13 protein-coding genes are annotated in these 17921 nt (G+C 62.5%); 5 read left to right on the forward strand and 8 right to left on the reverse strand.

What is annotated here, in order from left to right:
* Positions 1-67: 67 nt before the first annotated feature.
* From BRA471DRAFT_RS25855 to BRA471DRAFT_RS25865, 3 genes are all read right to left on the reverse strand, one after another.
* The gene (locus tag BRA471DRAFT_RS25855; protein ID WP_007612604.1) at positions 68-814 is read right to left on the reverse strand and encodes a sugar transferase; all 747 of its coding nucleotides are present in this window, start codon (positions 812-814) and stop codon (positions 68-70) included.
* Between the two features lie 338 nt (positions 815-1152).
* Positions 1153-2577, reverse strand: coding sequence for a glutamate--cysteine ligase (locus tag BRA471DRAFT_RS25860; protein ID WP_007612606.1), 1425 nt, complete (start codon positions 2575-2577; stop codon positions 1153-1155).
* 1128 nt (positions 2578-3705) lie between these two features.
* Positions 3706-6084, reverse strand: a complete 2379-nt coding sequence (locus BRA471DRAFT_RS25865; protein ID WP_007612607.1) for a M10 family metallopeptidase C-terminal domain-containing protein — start codon at positions 6082-6084, stop codon at positions 3706-3708.
* Between the two features lie 197 nt (positions 6085-6281).
* Here BRA471DRAFT_RS25865 and BRA471DRAFT_RS25870 point away from each other — a divergent pair, with 197 nt between their 5' ends.
* The 3 genes from BRA471DRAFT_RS25870 to BRA471DRAFT_RS25880 all read left to right on the forward strand — a co-directional run bounded on the left by BRA471DRAFT_RS25870 (position 6282) and on the right by BRA471DRAFT_RS25880 (position 8688).
* A complete protein-coding gene (locus BRA471DRAFT_RS25870) occupies positions 6282-6593 on the forward strand; it encodes a hypothetical protein (protein WP_007612608.1) in 312 nt (103 codons plus the stop codon).
* Between the two features lie 134 nt (positions 6594-6727).
* Positions 6728-7921, forward strand: coding sequence for a CaiB/BaiF CoA-transferase family protein (locus BRA471DRAFT_RS25875; protein ID WP_007612609.1), 1194 nt, complete (start codon positions 6728-6730; stop codon positions 7919-7921).
* 278 nt (positions 7922-8199) lie between these two features.
* A complete protein-coding gene (locus BRA471DRAFT_RS25880; protein ID WP_231170965.1) occupies positions 8200-8688 on the forward strand; it encodes a hypothetical protein in 489 nt (162 codons plus the stop codon).
* A gap of 24 nt (positions 8689-8712) precedes the next feature.
* On the opposite strand, the gene BRA471DRAFT_RS25885 is transcribed toward BRA471DRAFT_RS25880, so the two are convergent.
* The 5 genes from BRA471DRAFT_RS25885 to BRA471DRAFT_RS25905 all read right to left on the reverse strand — a co-directional run bounded on the left by BRA471DRAFT_RS25885 (position 8713) and on the right by BRA471DRAFT_RS25905 (position 14134).
* A complete protein-coding gene (locus BRA471DRAFT_RS25885) occupies positions 8713-10212 on the reverse strand; it encodes a tripartite tricarboxylate transporter permease (protein ID WP_007612613.1) in 1500 nt (499 codons plus the stop codon).
* Between the two features lie 12 nt (positions 10213-10224).
* On the reverse strand, positions 10225-10767 hold the full coding sequence (locus BRA471DRAFT_RS25890; protein ID WP_035974269.1) for a tripartite tricarboxylate transporter TctB family protein: 543 nt from the start codon (positions 10765-10767) through the stop codon (positions 10225-10227).
* A 183-nt stretch (positions 10768-10950) separates the two neighbouring features.
* On the reverse strand, positions 10951-11937 hold the full coding sequence (locus tag BRA471DRAFT_RS25895; protein ID WP_007612617.1) for a tripartite tricarboxylate transporter substrate binding protein: 987 nt from the start codon (positions 11935-11937) through the stop codon (positions 10951-10953).
* Positions 11938-12075: 138 nt separating this feature from the next.
* Positions 12076-12873: an enoyl-CoA hydratase/isomerase family protein gene (locus BRA471DRAFT_RS25900; RefSeq protein ID WP_007612619.1), complete on the reverse strand. Its 798-nt coding sequence runs from the start codon at positions 12871-12873 to the stop codon at positions 12076-12078.
* A gap of 61 nt (positions 12874-12934) precedes the next feature.
* Positions 12935-14134 (reverse strand): alanine--glyoxylate aminotransferase family protein, encoded by a 1200-nt coding sequence (locus tag BRA471DRAFT_RS25905; protein ID WP_007612621.1) that lies wholly within the window; start codon positions 14132-14134, stop codon positions 12935-12937.
* Positions 14135-14346: 212 nt separating this feature from the next.
* Between BRA471DRAFT_RS25905 and BRA471DRAFT_RS25910 the strand changes: the two genes are divergently transcribed.
* Both BRA471DRAFT_RS25910 and BRA471DRAFT_RS25915 read left to right on the forward strand, forming a co-directional pair.
* On the forward strand, positions 14347-17358 hold the full coding sequence (locus tag BRA471DRAFT_RS25910) for an FAD-binding and (Fe-S)-binding domain-containing protein (RefSeq protein ID WP_050992710.1): 3012 nt from the start codon (positions 14347-14349) through the stop codon (positions 17356-17358).
* Positions 17351-17779 carry a heme-binding protein gene (locus BRA471DRAFT_RS25915; protein ID WP_007612624.1) on the forward strand — a complete coding sequence of 143 codons (429 nt, stop codon included), beginning with the start codon at positions 17351-17353 and terminating at the stop codon, positions 17777-17779. Before BRA471DRAFT_RS25910 ends, BRA471DRAFT_RS25915 begins: the two co-directional genes overlap by 8 nt.
* Positions 17780-17921 lie beyond the last annotated feature (142 nt).

The following is a 17921-nucleotide window of genomic DNA, read 5'->3' on the forward strand; positions in this document are numbered from 1 at the left end:
TGTCGCGCAACCCTTTACGTCGGTACCAAGGGGTAAGCGCAGTGCAGAGGCCTATTGATTTCAAATCTCAGCGACGCCTCGGCTGCCGCGAGGTCACGACGTTCGACATTCCAGGGGGTGGGGCCGCATCAAGAGGCCGTCGTCGGTGGGCTACCTCGATCAATACCGGATCAGCTCGGAACTTTCGAAGGATACCGTTGACCCCAGCAAGTGCATGTCTCCGCGACATGATCCCAATAGCGGTGTTGAAAAGAATTTTACAATAGAGCTCTAGCCCGCAATGATCAATATACAACAGCCCGAGACGGCTCTTCCATGGTCGTATGAGTTGATTGTAAGCAAGGTCAGGGTCGGCCGAGCCTGAGAGAACATCACCTTCGTCAGAAAACACAATTGAGGCCAAGTCCGTGATGCCGGGAGCTAGAGTCAGCAAGCGGCGCTCCTCCGGCGAGTAAAGATCAGTTTCTCTCTTCACATTAGGTCGTGGTCCTACCAAGCTCATCTCGCCCTTCAGGACGTTCCAGAGCTGCGGCAGCTCATCGAGCTTTAGGCGTCGTAGAAGGCGGCCCACGGGCGTGATACGTTCGTCGTCGCGGCTTGTCGAATCAACTCCCGTGCGATCCGCTCCTACTTCCATTGAGCGCAGCTTGATCATCCGGAACAGCCTTCCATCCTGCCCGACTCGGTCGGAAACGTAAAAAGGCGAGTGCCTGTCTCGGCACCAGATCAGGAACATGCTGGCAACTAGCAATGGGCCGGCGAGCAGCAGGGCGGTCCCCGCAATCAAGATGTCTAACAAGCGGAGGATCTTCATTTGTTCTCCAGCCAAGCACGTTCGAGCTGCAGCACTTCCAAAGTTCCCCGCTCCTACCCGGGTTGCAATTCCTACTTTTCGAGCGAGCTGTCAACGCGGGACATAAGGCTGCAGCGCATCTCGCGAATCTCTGGTCACAGATTAGAACCCCACCATCGCAACAATCGAGGAGCTGACCTTGTCAATTCCGGCGCTACTTCAAATGTTACCATGCTCGCCGTAGCCCCGACCAAAACCAAACAGCGGGAAGTGCAGAAGCCTTCTTCAGCGCATTTCGCCGGAGAAATCGACGGAGTTGCGCCGTCTCGATTCACAATCGATTACAACTCTACAAAGCACTAGACCAACTGGTCACTTGCGACCGGCAGCGTTGGCTCGAGAAACGCGTCTTCGTCGAATTTGTACTCTCTGTGTACATCGGACACAGAGTGACCCCATAGGCCATGAAACTTCGCCAGCATTTCTTCGGCCGGCGTCACTCCAGTGCGCACAATTCGCTCGAGGGGCGCGAGATAAACGGCTTCATCACTTCCCTTCGCATCGTACTTTTTCCTACGTTTCAATCCAGCTCGAGCAATATCAAGACAAGCTCTTGCAAGTTCGCGAACTGAGCTGTCACGAACGTGCGCGCGGAGGCCGAAGCGCGGCACGTCGTCACGCAGCGACTGACGCTCGGGCGCAGTCCAGTGCTTCACAAGGTCCCAGGCGGCATCGAGCGACACATCGTCGTAGAGCAGCCCGGCCCAGAACGCCGATAGCGCCGGCAGTCGGCCCCACGGGCCACCATCGGAGCCGCGCATCTCGAGATAGCGCTTGAGCCGCACCTCCGGGAAAATCGTCGAAAGATGGTTGGCCCAATCCGACAGCGTCGGACGTTCCCCGGGCAAATTGTTGTTGCGGCCATCGAAGAAGGCGCGGAACGAGGAGCCCGAGACGTCGATGTAGTCCTCGTCGCGCTTGACGAAATACATGGGCACGTCGAGCGCGTAGTCGACATAGCGCTCGAAGCCCATGCCGTCCTCGAATGCCCACGGCATCATGCCGGCACGCGCGTTGTCGGTGTCGCGCCAGATCTCGGACCGGAAGGAGAGGAAGCCGTTCGGCTTGCCCTCGGTAAACGGCGAATTGGCGAACAAGGCGGTTGCGACCGGCTGGAGCGCGAGCGAAACACGCAGCTTCTTCACCATGTCGGCTTCGGAGGAGAAGTCGAGATTGGTCTGTACCGTGCAGGTCCGGTACATCATGTCGAGGCCGTACTGGCCGACCTTCGGCATGTAGTTGGTCATGATCTTGTAGCGGCCCTTGGGCATCACGGGGATGTCGGCGCGCGACCAGGACGGCGTCATGCCGAGCCCGAGGAAGCCGATGCCGAGCGGCGTTGCGATCTCGCGCACCTGCGCCAGATGCGCCATCAGCTCGCTCTGGGTCTGGTGCACGTTCTCGACGGGGGCGCCTGAAAGCTCGAACTGCCCGCCGGGCTCGAGCGAGATCGCACCGCCGCCGGTGACGTCATAGAGGCCGATGATGTTGCCCTTCTCCATGATCGGCTCCCAGCCGAGCAGGAGCTTCATGCCTTCGAGCAGCGCGCCGATACCGCGCGGTCCCTCGTAGGGCACCGGGCGATGACCTTCGAGCGTGAACGGCGTCTTCTCGTGCTCCGTGCCCATTCGCCACTCGGACGGTGGCTTGCAGCCTGCCTCGAACCACGCGACGAGCTCGTCGCGCGATCGCAGCGGCGTCATATCGAGTTGGTCTCTCGCCATAAGGCTCTCAAATCCACCACAAGGTCGAGTTTCATTTCCGTGGCGCCTCGAATACTCGACGAGAAACAGTGAAACAAGGTCCAATTCAGAAATCAACTCGCCTTATAGTAGAGCTAGCAACGATCAATTGGGTACGACAATGCGCTTAACGGGCGCCCTGACGCATCTGTTTCTTTGGGGGTGGAAGCTGGTTGACCTTCGAGGGCGCCCCGATCACTCAGGCACCGGTCCCTTCCACGTGGCACTGCGTGGCTTTGGTGGCCCATCTTTGGCGATGATACTGGTGGCCCGGAAGTGTGGCTATCCTGTCACAGTGTCTTCGCCAAGGGGATGCTGTCCAGCAGGGACGACGGAGTTGGTTATGTTGGTTGATCGAACCCGCACGATCGAGTGGGATGACCAATCGCTCACGGGATGAATAGTCCACAATAAGGTCTTGACTGAGCTTGCTGCGGACCGAGAGGTCATACACAGGGGCGCGTCAGGGTTCAACGATGCGTCGACTTGGTAGATCAGCCGTTTTCGTTCTGAGGTCTTCGACAGGCTGTTGCCGTTTTCAGAGTTGCGGCACCTAGGCAAACGACGAACGATGCCCACCCTTGAGATCGGCAGCTGTTCTCGAATTCGGCACGGTCATGATGTCGGTTCTCAGGCCGTCAAAAGGCATCTGTCCTGCCTGTCTGGAAGCCGAGAAGCTTCGCCCTCCGGGTTCTGGAAACCTAATCTGAGGAGATTTTTGCAGGTAGGCGCACAAAGGTCCCGCTTCGGAGGCAGCGACCTGTCCGTGCAAGACGCGGATGGCAACGCACCGATGGCGCTAATGGAGGGGCGCGGGGGGCCGACCCCGGCAAGATTGGCGGAGGCGAAGGACACGTAGGTACTGGCGCGGGCATGGGTAACGGAGGCGCGGGATTGGGCGGTGGCAGCTTCGGTGGTGGTGGCGGCGGTCACCGCGGGACCGGTGGTGCGAGTTCGGGGAGAGGCGGTCTGGTCCGCCGGCAATCCTGATCACGTATTCGCCGTATAGGGACGGGGGCGCGCCTCAACGCTCAGCGCTGCTTCGGGCTAGTCTAACATCCGCACCGGTAAGGCTGCGGCAGATCTGCAGCGGATCGTGAATATTTTCGGCTATACGAAATGGAAGTCGCTCGCGGACAGCGAGGCCTTTAAGACGCCATCCAAGGCAATCGTGTTGTTCGCATCAAACGCGATGACGGTATTACCAAGACCGTCATCCGCAGTGTGGGCGGAAACGTCGGCAAAGCTGAGAAACATCGCTTTGTCGAGTTGGATCGTGTCCGAGCCTGGGTGGAAGTCCGTCACAATGTCGTTCCCGAAGGACAACTCAAAAATGAAATTGTCGCTGCCCGCTCCACCGGTCAGGGTATCGTTGCCGGTACCCGGCTGGTTCAGCGCAACGATGGCGCGGCCTTGGTAAAACTGGACAAGGTCGGCGCTGCCGTCACCATTCACGTCGATCGGCTTGTCGCTTGGCGTGATGCCGCCAGTACCAATGATCCCTGGACCGAACGAGGTGCCGGTGGACAGCGCGACTTTGACGTTCTCTGTGCTAAATTGCAGCAAGTCGGCCATATGGTCGCCGTTCACGTCGATGGCCTTGTCGCTCGACGTAACGCCAGTTGTCCAGTCCTGCCAAGCTCCAAAACCGCTGCCGTTCGATAGGGCCACGAGAGCTCGGCCATGCCAAAGCTGCAAGAGATCCGCATTACCGTCGCCGTTCAGGTCGACAATTTGGTCGTCCGGTGTGATGCCGGTGGCCCATTGCTGCCAATGGCCGAAGCTGGTCCCGTTTGACAGGGCTACCGACACGCTGTCGGGACCAAACTGGACCAAGTCGGCCATATGGTCGCCATTTACATCCACCGCCCGATCTGTGCTGGTGGTGTTCGTCGTCCAATCGGTCCAAGGTCCGAACGCGCTCCCGTTCGATAGCGCGACAAGGGCACGACCATGATAAAGTTGCAGAAGATCCGCATTACCGTCGCCGTTGAGATCAATGACCTGGTCACTTGAGGTGATGCCGGTTGCCCAATGTGCCCAAGATCCGAAGCTTGAGCCGTTTGAAAGACTGGCGCTCACTTGGTTCGCACCGAAATGCACAAGGTCGGCCATATGGTCGCCATTGACATCAACGACTTGGTCACCTGCTGTGACGCCGCTGCCCCAGTCATTCCAAGCGCCGAACGATGCGATGCCGTCCCCCGGCGCTCCGCCGCTGAGCGTATCGCTTCCGCCGCCTCCTACAATCGCGTTGTCTAGCGAGTTACCAATGCCCGTATGAGGGGCGTTATCTGCAAAACTGAGGTTCTCCACATTGGCCGCCAGGTAATAACTCGCCAGTGTGGTCTGAACAGAATCAGCTCCTTCATTGGGGTTTTCGATCACTAGGTCATTGGGGTTATCGACAACGTAGACGTCATCGCCAAGTCCGCCCTTCATGGTGTCGGCGCCCAGACCACCGTTCAAGGTGTTTGCAATCGCGTTCCCTAGAATCGTGTCGTTGCCGGAGCCGCCGATGGCGTTGTCGATGTAGGAGCGCGCGTCGCCGTTGTAGAGATAAGCGTTGTACACGTTGCCCGATGCGTAATGGCCGTTTCCGAGATTGGCCAGTTGAACCGACGAGAACACGGACGACGCACCTGGATTGAGGTTGATGCTCAGGTTCGTCGTGTAGTTCGACAAGTCGTAGGTATCGACGCCGCCACCATCCCAGATCGTCTCATAGATGCGATTGGCCGAGCCACCGGCACCGCCATTGTCGGCCGGCCGGCCGGCGCCGTTGATGAACTCCTGTCCGGTGGTCGGGCTCCATGTATAGACGGTGGTCCCGCCCTGGGTAGTGTAGTTCGCGCCGTACATCGTCTGCAGTGCGAGGATATCGTTTGCCATATAGGTCTGCGGATATCCATAAGCCTCGTTAGTGTAGCCGCTTGTCGTCGAAGCTCCGACATAGCTGCGATAGCTCATGACGGTGTATTCGCTATCATCGTGCGCGCTCGGCACCGCGACATTGGCGGGTCCGCCCGCTTCCTGACTGTGCTTGAGGCCGAGGGCATGGCCGAGCTCGTGCAGCGCGGTCGTGAAAAAGTAGTTGCCGAGCTTCGCCTGCGTGTAGTCGTAACCAGTCCCGAACCAGACGTCGCCGCCCGACGCGTAGTTGCCGGGGTAATAGGCGTAGGATGTCGGATTGGCCGACGGCGACTGCGCGATCATGATGTCGGCGCCGTTCGTCCCGGCGTACTGGATGCTGGCGCTGGTGTAGCCGAGGATCAGTCCAATCGCGTAATTGATGGCCGCCTGCATCTGACTCGGCGCCGAGGCAAAACCTGACTTCGTCGGCTCACCGCTGCCACCGGCATAGGAACTGGCGTAGTCGCTTGCAGCGTCCGGAAAGCTGTAGGTGATCGCCCCGGACCATTTGTAGCCCGACAGCAAGCCGTCGATTTCGGCGTTGTTGGTCGCACTGACGTTGACAGCGGTAGCCAAGGGAATCTCCGGAGCAGCAAACCCCGTTCGATTCGGGGCGCGACAGGTGATTCTAGCTTGAGGAGTAAACGTTTGGTTTAATTTTGGCGTACCGATCCAGACTCCTTTCATAAGGCCGTGTTAGCCATCAAATGCCGTAGTCATACGGCCCCGGAGGAGGATACCGGTTCCGACGGCCCGCGATTTGCGAGGGAACCATGAAAGTACGTCTACTCTCGGCCGGTCTGTTTGGCGCCCTGGTGGCGCTCTCCGGGTCGGGCCATATCCCCTTCGGAGGACTGCCTGTCATGGTCGGAAAAGCCAATGCGGATGAGAGCGGCAAACAAGGCGGCACAGCGCGCGCGCCCTCCGTTCCAATGGCCCGCGACCCCTTGGCGGCGGTCGCGGAGGAGTACGAATCCGCCCGTCGCAAGGGAACGCGGGAGGCGTTCGAGCTGTTCATTGCGCGCCACGGCGATGACCCGCTGGCCGAGCAGGCGCGCGCCGAGCTGAAACAGCTGGCGCGCTGATCCTGCGCGGGCGCCGCTCAGCCGTTGCATTTCGACAGGCGGCATCCGCGCGGCCCTGACCTGCCGCGTGATGTCTTGCCGCATGGTCTTTCGGCACTATGGTAGGCCCGCAATCTGTCCCGGAGCCCATCAAGATGCCCTTTCCACATGCCTCGGAAGCCCTGTCACGCTTCACCGTGCTCGATCTGACCCGCGTCCGGTCCGGGCCCACCTGCGTGCGGCAGCTCGCGGACTGGGGCGCGAACGTGATCAAGATCGACGCGCTGACCGAGGATGCCGGCGGCGAGCAGCCGGGCGGGCCGCGGCGGGGCTCCGACTTCCAGAATTTGCATCGCAACAAGCGAGCGATGACGCTGAACCTGAAGGACGAGCGCGGGCTCGCCGTATTCAAGCGCCTCGCCGCCAAAGCCGACGTCCTGGTGGAGAATTTCCGTCCCGACGTGAAAAAGAAGCTCGGCATCGACTACGAGGGCCTCGCCAGGATCAATCCGCGCATCGTCTACGGGAGCATCTCCGGCTTCGGCCAGGACGGGCCCTACCACAAGCGTCCGGGCTTCGATCAGATCGCGCAAGGCATGGGCGGGCTGATGTCGATCACCGGCGCGCCGGGCGAAGGCCCGATGCGGGTCGGCATTCCGGTCGCCGACCTCACCGCCGGTCTGTTCTGTGCCATGGGCATCCTCACCGCGCTGCTGGAGCGCGAGGTTTCGGGCAAGGGCCAGTGGGTGCAGACCTCGCTGCTGCAGGCCCAAATCTTCATGCTCGACTTCCAGGCCGTACGCTGGCTGATGGAGAAGGAAGTGGCAAAGCAGGCCGGCAACAACCATCCGACCAGCATTCCGACCGGCGTGTTCAGGACCTCGGACGGCTACATCAACATCGCCACTACGGGCGGCCGGATCTGGGAGCGCTGCGCGCAGGCGATCGGCGCACCGGAACTCTTCAGCCATCCCGACTATCTGACCGCGCCGGCCCGCTCCAAGAACCGCGACGCGCTCAATGCAGAGATCGAGAAGCGTACCTTGACGAAGTCCACCGAGACCTGGGTCCGTGAACTCAACGAGGCCGGCGTGCCCTGCGGGCCGATCTACGCCATCGACCAGATGTTCGAAGACGAACAGGTCAAGCATCTCGGCATCGCGCAGGAGGTGCCCAATGATGAGGATCGCGACATCCGTCTGGTCGGCCAGCCCGTGACGCTGTCGCGCACGCCGAGCAGGATGGTGGCGCGGCCGCCGGAGTTCGGCGAGCAGACTGACGAAGTGCTGGCAGAATTCGGTTTTGATCAAGAAGAAATTGTAGCTCTCAGGGCGGCGAGGGTCGTGTAGATTCAAAGTGACGAGCAGAAAGCGACATGAAAAAGCACGCTCGTCTCAGGTCGCCTAGTGAACGCGCTCGCGCACGGTCCGGTACCCGGCTCGTGTCGCCTTGGAACAAGATGGTCAGCGAACGGAAGACGCTCGTTCAGCCTGCGTTTACTGACCGCCTCCTCGTTAAAGGTCGCGAGTTCACAATTGTGTCTGGGGGACGCACCCTGGGGACGGCCTTGTGCTTCTGGGTGAGGCCGTGCTTTTGTGGGGCGGATGCTCGAGCGGTACGGTCCGGTATGATTCTAAGTACACACGCGATTGTTGGCGGCGCCATCGCTTATATGTTGCCCTCCCATCCGATCGTGGTCGCTGTCGCAGGATTTGTGAGCCATTTTGTGATCGATGCAATTCCACATTGGGACTATCCTCTTCAAGCAATCTCAGTTCGCAAGAATGCCGATAACCGACTGTTGAAGGCGGATCGTCGGTTGTGGATGGACCTGCTCACGATTGCAACCGATGCATCGGCGGGATTCGCCTTGGCGATCCTTCTATTTTACCCAAGCGCGCCGATTTGGGTGATCGCACTGGGCGCAGCCGCCGGCATGCTGCCCGACCCGCTCCAGTTCGTGCATAGCCTCTACAAGCGAGAACCGCTCGTGACGCTTCAACGCTTCCATGTCTGGATACACACTAAACGTAAGCTGAACTGGCAGATTGGTATCGTGTCCCAGGCCGCCTTCGCCGCCCTCGTTGCGGCAACCGCGCTAGTCGCGAAGCAATAAGCGAATAGAAGACCATGCGGTTTTCTATCGCCTCCTCGATTTTAGATGTCCGAGGAGACGGTCGATCACAGGCCAAAACAGCAGCACGATCGCCAAGGTCGTGATCGAGCCGACCAGGCCGTTCGACCAGAACACCGTGAGGTCGCCGCCGGCACCGATCATCGACAGTCGGAAGGCGTCCTCGGCGCGGTTGCCGAGCACGAGCGCCAGCGTGAACGGCGCGAGCGGAATGCCGATCTTCTTGAAGACGTAGCCGACGACGCCGAAGCCGAGCATCAGCCAGATGTCGAACATCGCGTTCTGGATCGCATAGGCGCCGATCGCGCAGGACACCACGATCATCGGCGCCACTGCGGCGAACGGCACGCGCAAGATCGAGGCGAAGATCGGCACCGTCGTCAGCACCAGCACGAGGCCGACGACATTGCCGAGATACATCGAGGCGATCAGGCCCCAGACGAAATCCTTGTGCTCCACGAACAGCAGCGGTCCCGGATTGAGCCCCCACACCATCAACCCGCCGAGCAGGATCGCCGCGGTGCCGGAGCCGGGAATGCCGAGCGCCAGCATCGGCAGCAGCGCCGCGGTGCCGGAGGCATGCGCCGCCGTCTCCGGCGCGAACACCCCCTCGATGCGGCCCTTGCCGAAGCTCTCGGGATCGTTGGCAAAGCGTTTTGCCAGATTGTACCCCATGAAAGAGGCCGCGATCGCCCCGCCCGGGGTAATGCCGAGCCAGCAGCCGATGAAGGAGGAGCGCAGCAGCGTCACCCAGTATTTCGGCAGGTCCTTCCACACAGCAAGCACGACGCGCAACGAAATGCTCGCCGCGTGTCCGCGCAACGCGAGCCGCTCCTCCATCGTCAGCAGGATCTCGCTGATGCCAAACAGGCCGATGACGGCGACCAGGAAGTTGATGCCGCGGAGCAGCTCGGACGAGCCGAACGTCATGCGCAGATTGCCTGACACCGTGTCCATGCCGATGCCGGCGAGCAACAGCCCCAGCGACATCGAGATGACGGTCTTGTGCTTGGCCTCGCGCCCGAGACCAACGAAGGAGCAGAAGGTCAAAAGATACACCGCGAAGAACTCGGGCGGGCCGAACTTCAGCGCAAAGGATGAGATCATCGGGGCGAGGAAGGTGATAAGGAGCACCGCGACCAGCGAGCCGATGAAGGAGGACGTGAACGCCGCGGTTAGCGCCTCCGCCGCCCTGCCCTGCTGCGCCATCGGATAGCCGTCGAAGGTGGTCGCGACCGACCAGGCCTCGCCGGGGATGTTGAACAGGATCGAGGTGATCGCGCCGCCGAACAACGCGCCCCAGTAGATGCAGGACAGCATCACGATCGCCGAGGTCGGATCCATCGTGAAGGTGAGCGGCAACAGTATCGCGACGCCGTTGGGTCCTCCGAGTCCGGGCAACACGCCGACGAAGATGCCGAGCACCAGCCCGACCATCATCAGCACGAGCGTCTTCCACGTCAGCAGGACGGCGAAGCCGTGAAGCAACAGGCCGAAAGCTTCCATCGCGGGCTCGCCTTAGTGGCCGAAGGCCGCTTCGAGCGGCCCTTTCGGCATGATGACGTCGAAGGCGATGTCGAAGGTAACGAACATGATCGCCGTGAATACAGCAGCGGTGAGCAGCGACTTCCACAGCGCGATCTTGCCGACGAGGCGCATGAAGCTGGCGATCAGGAGGAAGCTCGCGACATAGAGGCCGAGAAACTGCGTCGCCAGGCAGAACAGCAGCGTCGGCACGAACACGGCCATCACGCGGCGGGCTTGCGCGCGCGTAACGAAGGTTGCGGGTGCCGCGCGGTGCGCGACCAGCGCCACGATCAGGCCGTAGAGGCTGGCACCACCGAGAATGACGGAGAGATAGAACGGGAAATAGCCGGGCTCCGGCCCGGTCGAATCCCAGGAGGCGCCGGTGCGCCAATTGTCGTAGCCGAGCGTGGCGGCCAGCGCGAGCAACAGGAGACAGACGAATATCTCGATCGTGCCGGAGGAAACGACGGAAGGCGAGTCGTCTTCGGGCGCGGTCGGATCGTCGACGACGATTTCAAGGTCGGTTTGGGGCATGAGCCGTTTGGGACGGAGTAAGTTCAATTCCCCCCTCTCCCCGCTTGCGGAGAGAGGGGGGTGCGGGACGTCTCAACGGGGACGGCGAGGGTTGGATTCGGGGAGAGGGCCCTCACCCCAACCTCCCATCGCGAGCAAAGCTCGTCGCATCTCCGAAAGAACGGGGCGAGGGAGAAGAGACGGCTACTTCGCGACGAACCCGGCTTCCGTCATCAGCGACTTGTTGACTGCATCGTCCTCCTCGAGGAATTGCACCATGTCCTTGCCGGTGAGGAAGATCGGCTTCAGCGCCTGCTTTTCCATGTAGTCCTTGTATTCGGACGTCTGCGTCACCTTGTGGAACAGCTCGACATAGAACGCCTGCTGTTCCGCGGTGACCTTGCCGGGCAGGAACGTCGCGCGCAGCATCAGATACTGCACATCGACGCCCTCCTCCTTGCAGGTGGGGATGTCGGCCCAGGACTGCGTCTCCGTCACCTTGCTGGTGTAGGAGATTCGTTCCTTGTCGAACACACAGAGCGGACGCACCTGGCCCGCGCGCCAGACCTCAAGATTCTCGGATGGATTGTTGACGTTGGATTCGGTGTGGTTGCCGACGAGTTGGGTCGCCGCCTCGCCGCCGGACTTGTAGGGCAGATAGGAGAATTTCGCGCCGGTCTTCTGCTCGAGGAACACGGTCAGCACGTGATCCTCGCGCTTGGAGCCGGTGCCGCCCATCTTGAACGGCGCGGCTGCCGCCTTCGCGGCGGCGACGAACTCCTTCACCGACTTGGGACCCGCGCTGTTGTCCCACAGCACGAACTGGTCGAGCGCGATCACCGAAACCGGGGTGAGCTCACGCCAGTTGAACGGAATCTTCGCCGACAGCGGCAGCATGTAGATCAGCGAATAGGCGATCAGCACCTTGTTGGGGTCGCCCTCGCTGGATTTCATGTACATCAGTGCTTCGGCGCCGGAAGCCCCGCCCTTGAGCGAGACCACGATCGGCTGCTTCATCAGATTGTTCTTCTGGATCGCGGCCTGCATCATCCGCGCCATCTGGTCGGAGGCGCCGCCCGCGCCCGCCGCGACCACGATCTCGACCGGTTTGGTCGGCTCCCAGCCGGCAAAGGCTGGCGCGCTCAACGATAGCGCCGCTGCAACGCCAACAGCTTTCACTAGAATTCGCACGAGTTTCGTCCCCTGGATTATTGGCTTTGTTTGCAAGGAATTTGTAGACGCATTGTGCGGATTAATGCGGGTAAGTTCAAGCACCCGGGCATGCCGCTGCCTATGACTTTCGGCTGACGAAGCTAAGCCGCAGATGCGCTACTTGCCCTTCCAGTTCGGCGTGCGCTTGTTGAGGAAGGCGTCCATTCCCTCGCGGAAATCTTCGCTCATATAGGCCTTGAGGATCAGATCCTCGCCCTCTTCGCGCGACAGCGTGCGGCGAATGCGGCGCACTGCCTCCTTGGTCGCTTCGAGCGTCAGCGGGGCGTGGCTCGCCACGAGCCTGGCGGTCTCGTCGGCGCGCCGCTGCAGCGTCTCGACATCAGGGACGACCTCGGTGAGGAGGCCGAGGGCCAGTGCTTCCGGCGCCTCGACGAGGCGCGCCTTGAAGATCATATCCTTGGTGCGGGCGGGGCCGACCAGCGAGACGACGCGGCTGATGTTCGACATCGACAGGCAGTTGCCGAGCGTGCGCGCGATCGGAAACCCGATGCGCGTCGTTTCAGTCCCGATGCGGAGGTCGCAGCACGCCGCAATTCCGGCGCCGCCGCCGGTGCAGGCTCCGGCGATCGCTGCGATCACGGGCACGCGGCACTGCTCGAGTGTGCCGAGCACGCGATCGATGCGGGCTTCATAGTCGAGCGCATCCTGCGCGGTTTTGAACGCGCGAAACTGGGAAATGTCGGTGCCGGAGGCAAACGCCTTGTCGCCGGCGCCGGTCAGGATCAGCGCCTTGATCGAGCGGTCGGCGTTGATCTCGTGGCAGATCTCCGCCATGCGCTCATACATGGCGAAGGTCAGTGCGTTGCGCGCCTGCGGGCGGTTGAAGGTGATCCGCGCGATGCCGTCCGTGACGGAGTAGAGCAGGTCTTCGTTGGCAGTCGTCGGTGCGTTCATCGCGCGCTCTCTTTTCTCGAAGTTGGCTCAGGCAACCTGAGCCTTCAGGCCGCCTGGGCCTTTAAGCTACCTGGGCCTTGGTCATCTGCACCACGTCGCGTCCCTTCAGGACGTCCATGGCCGCCAACACGCCGCCGCTCCGGTGCGGGATCTTTGCAAGATCGAGGCCCATCTCGACGCCGGCGAGCGTGCCCATCAGCATCAGATCGTTGAAATGGCCGATATGGCCGATGCGGAACACCTTGCCCTTGACCTTGTTCAGGCCGGTGCCGAGCGACATGTCGAAGTTTTCCAGCACCACCTTGCGGAAGGCGTCGGCATCGTGGCCATCAGGCACGCGCACGCCTGTCAGCGCCGGCGAATGCGCGGCAGGGTCGGCGCACTGCGTCTCCAGGCCCCAGACCTTGATCGCGGCACGCGTCGCCGCGCTGTGGCGCTTGTGGCGGGTCCAGACGTTGTCGAGCCCCTCCTCTTCCAGCATCTTGATCGCCTCGCGCAGGCCGTAGAGCAAATTGGTGGCCGGCGTATAGGGGAAGGTGCCGAGCTTGTTGAAGCCGATGACCTCCTGCCAATCCCAATAGGAGCGCATGCCGGGGTTGGCCTTGGCCACCGCGAGCGCCTTCTCCGAGACGGCGTTGAAGCCGAGGCCCGGCGGCAGCATCAGGCCCTTCTGTGAGCCCGCGACGGAGACGTCGATGCCCCAGGCATCGTGCTCATACTCCATCGAGCCGAGGCCGGAGATGGTGTCGACCATCAGCAGCGCGGGATGCTTGACCCGGTCGAGCAGCTTGCGCACATCCAGCGGCGGCGTCACGCAGCCGGTCGAGGTCTCGTTGTGGACGACGCAGACAGCCTTGATGGTGTGCTGCTTGTCGCCGGCAAGGCGCTTCTCGATCTCGGCGAGATCGGCACCATGGCGCCAGTCGCTCGGGATGAAGTCGACGTCGAGCTTGAACTTGTCGGCGATGCCGCGCCACAGCACGGCGAACTGGCCGGTCTCGCACATCAGGACCTTGTCGCCGGGCGCGAGCACGTTGACCATCGCAGCTTCCCAGGCGCCGGTGCCGGACGAGGGGAAGATGATCACGGGCTGCTTGGTGCGGAACACCCGCTGCATGCCGGCGAGGACGGCGAAACCGAGCTCGGCGAACTCCGGACCGCGGTGGTCCAGCGTCGGCATGTCCATCGCCCGCAGCACCCGGTCGGGCACGTTGGTCGGTCCTGGAATCTGGAGAAAATGCCTTCCAGTATGCACGGTCATCGGCGTCCTTCCCGGTCTTTGAGTCTGTCTTGAGCCCAGCTCGACTTCGAGCCTGTTGGCTGAAGGGGGCTGCGCGAGCCGCTCGAATATCACTATTCGCCGGGCTTGTCCCTCGCCAGGCGGGGTCCGTCAATGCACAAGAAGCAGGGCTCGCCTTGCCAAGGGCCGTGACCCTAGGCAAGACGGAGGCGGCGAACAGGCAAGAGCGGACCATGACGGCGGAAGTGCCCGGGAAATCACAGGAATCGGCCAAAAAGGACGGCCTCGCGGCACGTCTGGCCCGGGAAATGACCGGCGACGTCCTGTTCGACGCTTTCAGCCGGGGCCGCTACGCCACGGACGCTTCCTTCTACCAGATCATGCCCTACGGCGTGGTGGTGCCGCGCACCATGGACGAGGCTCTCAAGGCGCTGTCGATCGCGCGCGACGAGGGACTGAAGGTGACCCCGCGCGGCGGCGGCACCTCGCAATGCGGCCAGACCGTCAATGACGGCCTCGTTGTCGATCTCTCGAAGCACCTGAACCGGATCCTGTCGCTCGATGTCGAAGGGCGCACCTGCGTGGTCGAGCCCGGCATCGTGCTCGACGACCTCAACCGCCAGCTGAAAAAGCACGGCCTCTGGTTTCCGGTCGACGTCTCTACGGCCTCGCGCGCTACCATCGGCGGCATGGCCGGCAACAATTCCTGCGGGGGGCGTAGCCTGCGCTACGGCACCATGCGCGACAATACGCTGTCGATGGAGGCCGCGCTTGCCGACGGCACGCTGAGCCGCTTCGGCGAGGTGTCGCGCGATCTCTCCGATCTCGATGCGAACGACAGCGCCCGCGCCCTGTTCCGCGACATGCTCGATCTCGGCGCCCGCGAGGCCGGGGAGATCGCGGCGCGCTTTCCAAAAGTGCAGCGCCGTGTCGGCGGCTACAATCTCGATGCGCTGGTGCCGCGCAATGCGCGCAACAACATGGCGCACCTTCTCGTCGGCTCCGAGGGCACCCTCGCCTTCACCACCAAGGTCGAGCTGAAGCTGTGGCCCCTCATCCGCAACAAGGTGCTCGGCATCTGCCATTTCGGCAGTTTTTACGAGGCCATGGACGCGGCCCAGCATCTGGTCAAGTTGAAGCCGATCGCGGTCGAGCTGGTTGATCGCACCATGCTCGCACTCGGCCGTGACATCGCGATGTTCCGGCCCATCATCTCCACCGCGATCAAGGGTGATCCGGACGCGGTGCTGGTGGTCGAATTCGCGGAAGAGGATCAGGCGGACAATCTTCTTCGCCTGAAGCAGCTCGGCGAGCTGATGGGCGATCTCGGCTTCGGCTGGAACAACGACAAGCGCAAATGGGGCGGCGTGGTGGAAATCACCGAGCCCGCGCTGCAGAGCGGGATCGCCGATTTCCGCGCCGCCGGCCTCAACGTCATGATGTCGATGAAGCAGGAGGGCAAGCCCGTCTCTTTCGTCGAAGACTGCGCCGTGCCGCTGCCGCATCTCGCCGACTACACCGCGCGGCTGAGCGAGGTGTTCGCCAAGCACGGCACCAGCGGCACGATGTATGCTCACGCCTCCGAAGGCTGCCTGCATGTGCGGCCCGTGCTGAATTTGAAGTTGGAGAAGGACGTTAAGGCGATGCGGGCCATCGCCGAGGAAGCCTTCGAGTTGGTGCGCGAATACAAGGGCTCGCATTCCGGCGAACATGGCGACGGCCTGGTGCGCTCCGAATTCCACGAAACGATGTTCGGCCAGCGCCTGGTCGCCGATTTCCGCGAGGTGAAGCAGCGCTTCGATCCCGGTGGCGTGCTCAATCCCGGCAAGATCGTCGACGCTCCCAGGATGGACGATCGTTCGCTATTCCGCTTCAAGCCCGAGTATCGCGTCGCTGAGCTCAAGACAAAACTCGACTGGTCCGCTTATCCCGGGGCCGGCGGCGGCTTTCAGGGCGCGGTCGAGATGTGCAACAACAACGGCGCCTGCCGCAAGCTCGAGGGCGGCGTGATGTGTCCGTCCTACCGCGCGACGCACAATGAGAAGGACGTGACGCGAGGGCGAGCCAACACATTGCGGCTCGCGATCTCCGGCCAGCTTGGCGCGGGCGCACTCTCCTCCGACGAGATGATGGAGACGCTGAAGCTCTGCGTGTCCTGCAAGGCCTGCCGCCACGAATGCCCAACCGGCGTCGACATGGCCAAGATGAAGATCGAGGTGCTCGCCGCGCGAACGGCCTCGCATGGCCTGACCTTGCGCGACCGCCTGGTCGGCTACCTCCCACGCTATGCCGGCCTCGCGTCGCGCTTCGCGCCGCTGGCGAATTTGCGCAACCGCAGCCCGCTGCTGCGAAAGCTGTTCGAGCGTTTTGCCGGCATCAGCGCGCGGCGGGCGCTGCCCGCCTTCCGCAGCGACGTGTTCGTGCCGCCTGCCGAAGCGGTCGGGCCGGAAACCGGCCGCGAGGTCGTGCTGTTCGCCGATACCTTCAACCGCATCTATGAGCGCGAGAATCTCGACGCCGCGTTACGCGTGCTTGCGGCGGGCGGGTATCGCGTGCATCTGCCGAAACCCGCAAGCGGCAGCCGCCCGCTGTGCTGCGGCCGCACCTTCCTGTCCGCCGGTCTCGTCGACGAAGCCAAAGTCGAGCTCGATCGTCTTGTCGCCGCCTTCGCGCCGTTTGCCGCGCGCGGCGTGCCGATCGTCGGCCTCGAGCCAAGCTGCCTTTTGACCTTGCGCGACGAGCTCGCCTCGCTCCGCAAGGACGATGACGCCAAGGCCGTCGGCGCCCACGCGCTGACCTTCGAGGAATTCCTGGTGCGGGAGGCCGAGGCCGGCCGGCTGCAACTGCCGCTCGGCACCGTCGCAGACAAAGCCCTGGTGCACGGCCATTGCCATCAAAAGTCCTTCGGCGCCTTCAAGCCGGTCGAGCAGGTGCTGCGCCTCATCCCCGGCCTGAAGGTCGAGACCATCGAGTCAAGCTGCTGCGGCATGGCCGGCGCCTTCGGCTATGGCGCGGACACCTACGATGCCTCGATCGAGATGGCGGAGCTGTCGCTGCTACCCACCGTGCGGCGCGCGGACCAAAATACGCTCGTCGTGGCCGACGGCACCTCCTGCCGGCACCAGATCCACGACGGCGCCCAGCGCGAGGCGCTTCACGTTGCTCGCGTGCTGGCGATGAGCCTCGATCGTGCGAAGACCCAATCCACAACTACTCCCCTTGCAAAGGAAACCAGTCATGGCTGACCTCACCCTCGACACCGCCCGCAAGATCCTCGACGCCGCCTTCGCGAAATCCACCGAACTGAAGCTGAAGCCGCTCGTCGTCACCATCCTGGACGCCCGCGGCGTGCTCAAGATCGCCGCGGCGCAGGACGGCACCAGCCTGATGCGCGCCGAGATCGCGCACGGCAAGGCCTATGGCGCGCTCGCGCTCGGCATGGGTTCACGCGCCCTGTTCCAGCGCGCGCAGGAGCAGGCGTATTTCATTGACGCCGTGAACACGATCGCAAAAGGCGCGCTGGTGCCGGTCCCCGGCGGCGTGCTGATCATGGACAGCGCGACGCTGCTCGGCGCCGTCGGCGTCTCCGGCGACACCTCGGACAATGACGAGGCGTGTGCGGTGGCGGGGATCCAGGCGGCGGGGTTGAAGGCCAACGCGGGGTGAGATCGCCGCTCGAAGCGCGTCTGCTATTTGAAAATTCAATTTGAGCTAGTCGAGAGCACTCTCGTGCCCCGGACGCAGCGCAGCGCTCCTTCAGCGGTGCGCTGCTGAGCCGGGGCCCATCGTGCCGCGTGTCCCGTACCAC

The sequence above is a fragment of the Bradyrhizobium sp. WSM471 genome, from assembly GCF_000244915.1.
Taxonomy (GTDB): Bacteria; Pseudomonadota; Alphaproteobacteria; order Rhizobiales; family Xanthobacteraceae; genus Bradyrhizobium.